The organism is Inquilinus limosus MP06 (genome assembly GCF_000767795.1).
GTDB lineage: Bacteria > Pseudomonadota > Alphaproteobacteria > DSM-16000 > Inquilinaceae > Inquilinus > Inquilinus limosus_E.
The window spans coordinates 1-4729 of sequence record NZ_JANX01000504.1; the positions used below are offsets into that span (position 1 = coordinate 1).

Consider the following 4729-nt stretch of genomic DNA (forward strand, 5'->3'; position numbering starts at 1 on the left):
TCTCGGTGGGCTTGCTCAGTTGCACCAGCTCACCGGTGCCGCAGTCGCGCAGCACCTGGCCCTGGACGTCGCGCACCACGCCGCGGGCGGCCCCGCCCGGCGCGCCGCCGAACAGGCCGGGGTTGCTCGACTTCACCCCCTCCGGATACACCGCGACGAAGGTCGTCAGCCCGTCATCGGCCAGCTTGCGCAGCGACACGCGCTGGCCGAGGCCGCCGCGATGCCGGCCCGGGCCGCCGGAGTCCTGGACATAGGTCTTCTCCAGCACCAGCACCGGCACGCGGGTCTCGAACAGCTCGACCGAGGTGTTGGCGGCGGAGGTCGGCCACAGCAGCCCCGACTTGCCGTCGCCATGCGCCGAGGCGCCCTGCCCGCCGCCCATGAACAGCATGTCGGAATAGGTCGCCCCCGCCCCGTCACGGCCGTAGATGGTCGCGGCCACCGGCAGGCCGGTGAAGGCCTGCACCTTGTCCGGCGCGGCCTCGGCCAAGGCGCGGAAGATGTTCGGGGCGATGTACCAGCCGGTGCGGGTGCGCAGGTTCACCGCCATCGGCTTGGTGGCGTTGAGGATCGACCCTTCCGGCGCCTTCACCTCGAACGGCCGGTAGCAGCCGGCATTGCCGCGGACATTCGGCGTCAGCATGCATTTCAGCGGATAGGTCGCATGCGCCGAGGTGTAGTTCAGCGTGCAGTTCAGTCCGCCCTGCGGCAGTTGCGCCGGCGCGCCGTCGAAATCGAGAGTGATGCGGTCGCCGGCGATGGTCAGCGCCAGCGGATAGCGCAGCGTCTGGCCCAGCGGGTTGTTCTCGATCTCCGACCGGTAGGTGCCGTCCGGCAGCGCCGCGATCGCCTCGCGCATCGCCTTCTCGGACCGGCCCTGCACCACCGCCGCCAGAGCCCGCAAATCCTGCATGCCGTATTCGCGCATGAAGGCGACGAGGCGTTCGGCGCCTAGCGCGTTGGCGGCGACGAAGGAGTGGATGTCGCCCGTCACCTGGCCGGGGTTGCGGACATTCTCGGCCAGCAGGCGGAACAGCGTCGCGTTCGGCCGCCCCTCCTCCACCAGCTTCATCGGCGGGATCTGGAAGCCTTCCTCGTAGATCTCGCGCGCCCGCAGGCTGTCCTTGGTGCCGCCGATGTCGGAGACATGGCCGACCGTGCCCATCAGCCCGACCAGCCTGCCGTCATGGAACACCGGCGTGACCACGGCGATGTCGAACAGATGCCCGGCGCACAGCCACGGATCGTTGGTGACCAGCACGTCGCCCGGCCGCAGCGTCTCGGCCGGGTACTCCTGCAGCAGCGCCTTCACTGCCCGCGGCAGGGTCAGGTTGAACACCGGCATCGCCCGCGGCGAATGCGCCAGCGTCTCGCCCTCGGGGTCCAGCAGCTCGCAGGCGAAGTCCTGGGCCTCGGAGATCACCAGCGAGAAGGCGGTGCGGCAGACCGTCAGCCACATCTCCTCGACCACGGTGACCAGGCGGCTCCACATGATCTCCAGCGCGATCGGGTCGGCCTCGATCCGGGCGATCGCCTCCGGCAGCTTCATCTCGGCGGTGACCAGCGCCTGGACCGGCGCGGCGACGCCGATGGCGATGCGCAGGTTCAGCGTGTCGTCGACCCGGACGATGTCGCCGGGTGGGACGATGGTGGTCGATTCCCGTTCCTCGATGATCGCCGGCCCCTCGATCCGGTCGCCCGGCACCAGGGCGTAGCGGTCATAGACCACGGCGTCGACCAGCCCCTCGGCGAAGCGGGCCAGGCGCACGCCCTTGCGCTTGGCCGTAGCATCGCCGCCGCCGGCCGCGCCGGTCAGCGACAGCGTCGGGGTCGGCCCCAGGCAGCGGACGCGGAAGTTGATCGCCTCGATCTCGGCCCCGCCATAGAGCGAGGTGTAGCGGGCGGTGTAGACCTCGGCGAAGGCGGCGCGGATGGCCTCCAGGCTGCCGGCATCGATCGGGCCGGAGGGCAGCGGCACGGCGATCTCGTGCATCTGCCCGGTCAGCCGCATGTCGGCGCTGCGCTCGACCGTGACCGACGCCGCATCGACGCCCGCCTCGGCCAGCCGCCGCCGGCCCTCGGCCTCCAGCTCCGCCAGCACGCCGTTGACCGTACCGGCGTCGAAGTCGCCGGAGAAGCGAACCGGATGCGACCGCACCAGCTCGAAGGACAGCGGCGCCGCGAGGAAGCCCAGCGCCGAGGCGGCGCCGGAGGCCGGCGGGATGATCACCTCGGCCACGCCCAGCACCCGCGCCACGCCGGCGGCATGGGCCGGGCCGGCGCCCCCGAAGCCGACCATGGCGTAGCGGCGCGGGTCCTTGCCCTTCTCGACCAGATGCACCCGGGCGGCGGCGGCCATGCTCTCGGTCACCACCTTGTGGATGCCCCAGGCCGCCTCCTCGACCGACAGGCCCAGCGGCTCAGCAACGCGCGCCACCGCGGCCTCGGCCGCCGCCTTGTCCAGCGCCATGCGGCCTCCCAGGAAGAAGCCGGGGTCGTAATAGCCGAGGACCAGGTTGGCATCGGTCACGGTCGGCTCCGTCCCGCCCTTGCCGTAGCAGGCCGGGCCGGGGTCGGAGCCGGCGGAATGCGGCCCGACGCGCAGCAGCCCGACCTCGTCGATCGAGGCGATCGAGCCCCCGCCGGCGCCGATCTCGATCATGTCGATCACCGGCGCCTTGATCGGTAGGCCCGAGCCCTTCTTGAAGCGGTGCACCCGCCCCGCCTCCATCATCGGCGCAATCTCGGCGCGGCCGTCCTCGATCATGCAGGCCTTGGCGGTGGTGCCGCCCATGTCGAAGGAGATGACGTCGGCCTTGCCGGCCAGGGCGCCGAACAGCGCCGTGGCCAAGCCACCGCCGGCCGGGCCGGATTCGAGCAGCCGGATCGGGAAGGCGCGCGCCGTCTCCGGCGCCACCAGCCCGCCGGCCGAATGCATCAGCCGCAGCGTGCCTGCGAAGCCGCGCGCCGCCAGCTCCCGCTCCAGCCGCTGCAGGTAGCGATCCATCAGCGGCTGGACATAGGCGTTGGCGCAGGTGGTGACGCAGCGCTGGTACTCCCACAGCTCGGCCACGACCTCGGAGGACAGGGAGACGGCCAGCTGCGGGAACTCGGCGCGGGCGATCGCGCCGACGATCCGTTCATGCTCCGGGTTGCGGTAGGAATGCAGGAAGCAGACGGCGACGGCCTCGACGCCGTCGGCCGCCAGCCGCCGCAGCGCGCCACGGACGGCCTCGCGGTCCAGCGGCTCGACCACCGCGCCGTCGCGATCCACCCGCTCCGCCACCTCCAGCCGCAGCCGGCGGGCCACCAGCGGCTCCGGGAACTGCAGGAACAGGTCGTAGATGTCGTAGCGCTGCTCCGTGCCCATCTCCAGCACGTCGCGGAATCCCCGGGTGGTGATCAGCCCGAGCTTGGCGCCCTTGCGCTCGATCACCGCATTGGTGACCAGGGTGGTGCCGTGCACCATCTCGCCGACATCCGCCAGCCGGATGCCGGCCATCTCGACCAGCTCCTCGATGCCGAGCAGCGCCGCTTCGGACGGGTCGTGCGGCGTGGTCAGCCGCTTGTGCAGCTTCACCGTGCGCCCCTCGCCGTCATAGAGGATGAAATCGGTGAAGGTGCCGCCGATGTCGAAGCCGATGCGCCAGCGCGTCGCCTGCATGATCGATCCGTTCCTTGATTACGCTGCGGAGGCCGAGAGCTCGGCCCGGTTCGTCCAGTTGGGGTCGCCGGCCAGGGCCGCGACCTCCCCTGCCCCGGCCAGCAGCCGGGCGATGATGTCCTCCCGCTCCTCCGCCGTGACGGTGGAGACCGGATAGGCGATGCAGAGGCTGACCGCCTCGCCCGTCTGTGGCGACCCGACCGCGACGGCCAGGGCGCCGACCCCGCGATTGGCCTCGTCATGGGATTCCGCGAAGCCCAGGCGACGCACCCTCTCCAGCCGCTGCAGCAGCTCGTCGATCGTCTGCGGCGCGGTCGGCGAGACCGGCTGCCAGGGTTCCCGGAACAGCTCCCGCACCTGATCGTCCGACAACCGCGCCAGCAGCGACCGGCCGGTGGCGCTGGAATGCGCGGCCAACGGCCGGCCGACCGGCGTCGCCACGCGCAGCACATTGGTGCCCGGGTGATAGGTCAGGCCGATGACCTCGCCGCCGTCGCGGATCGAGACATAGCCGGTGTGGCCGACCGCGGCGACGATCCGGGCCACCACCGCATCCGCCCGGCCGACCAGGGACGAGGTCGAGCTGTAGAGATGCGCGACGCCGAGGATCAGCGGTCCCGGCCGGTAGCGCTTGCTGTCGCCGATCGTCTCCAGCAGCCCGGCGTCGCGCATCGCCCGCAGCAGGCGGGAGATGTTGCTCTTCGGCAGGGACAGCAGCGACGACGCCTCGGTCACCGTGATCTCGGTGCGGTTGGTGGAGAAGCAGCGCAGGACAGCGGCGGCGCTTTCGAGCGTGGTCATGAAGCCATCCAAAAGTTCCATTTTATGGAACTTGAATTTCGAATATTGAAACTCTAGCAACAGGCAAAAATATCGATCAAGTCCCTTTGCAGGAGGCATGACGACGGGCCGGCGGAATGCCGGATTCTGGAACGACAAAGGTGTTCAAAGCATCGGGCGGCTAATAGCGCCCCAGCATCGCCCCCAGCACCAGATCCGCCTGGCGCAGCGGCGGCGGTTCCTGGACCAGGGCGGCGAAGACGTCGTGCCCGGCCCGGCGAAGCC

At 70.7% G+C, this 4729-nt stretch carries 2 protein-coding genes; both read right to left on the minus strand.

Going from position 1 to position 4729, the window contains the following annotated elements; all coding sequences use genetic code 11:
- Nucleotides 1-3664 (minus strand): hydantoinase B/oxoprolinase family protein (locus P409_RS27040; RefSeq protein ID WP_034845705.1); only part of this gene is annotated, 3664 nt, incomplete at its 3' end.
- An 18-nt stretch (nt 3665-3682) separates the two neighbouring features.
- Nucleotides 3683-4465: an IclR family transcriptional regulator gene (locus P409_RS27045; protein ID WP_052121449.1), complete on the minus strand. Its 783-nt coding sequence runs from the start codon at nt 4463-4465 to the stop codon at nt 3683-3685.
- Between the last annotated feature and the right edge of the window lie 264 nt (nt 4466-4729).